This window comes from Rhodococcus sp. P4_F3_2 (genome assembly GCF_056401335.1).
The window spans coordinates 1-450 of record NZ_JBFUJN010000202.1; the positions used below are offsets into that span (position 1 = coordinate 1).

The window sequence follows — 450 nt, forward strand, 5'->3', positions numbered from 1 at the left end:
GGCATGTTGTGCAAGGCATCAGCAACCAGACCAAGCAACAAGAAAATGTCATTATGTAAGTATTCCTCAATTGCGGCATACATCTTGATCGAAAACAATTCTCTTTGAGCTACCAATAAATTTGTTACATGTTGCTGCGCTCTATTAACTAAATCCTCAACTGAACATTCATCTAGCATTTTAGCGAAATCAGTTGTAGTATTAACCTCACCGCGAAAGTATGGATTTCTAACGTGTTCTACAAACGTGTGGAATGACATTTTCTACTGCTGCCTTACATTTATTAATTATTACTTCACATACTTTTTTCCAACGTAACAACCTATATTTTATCATCAACTACTTCAAAATAAGCCTTTGGGTACGACCCTATCCAATTAGATAAAACATCCTTATCTACTTTCATATCCGAAAAAACGTTGTAACCCCTCGCGTCAGCAGTCTCAAACC

1 protein-coding gene is annotated in these 450 nt (G+C 36.7%); it reads right to left on the bottom strand.

Annotated elements, in window-relative coordinates:
- Positions 1–260 (bottom strand): hypothetical protein (locus AC1DWA_RS33410; RefSeq protein WP_477917782.1); only part of this gene is annotated, 260 nt, incomplete at its 3' end.
- Positions 261–450: the final 190 nt, after the last annotated feature.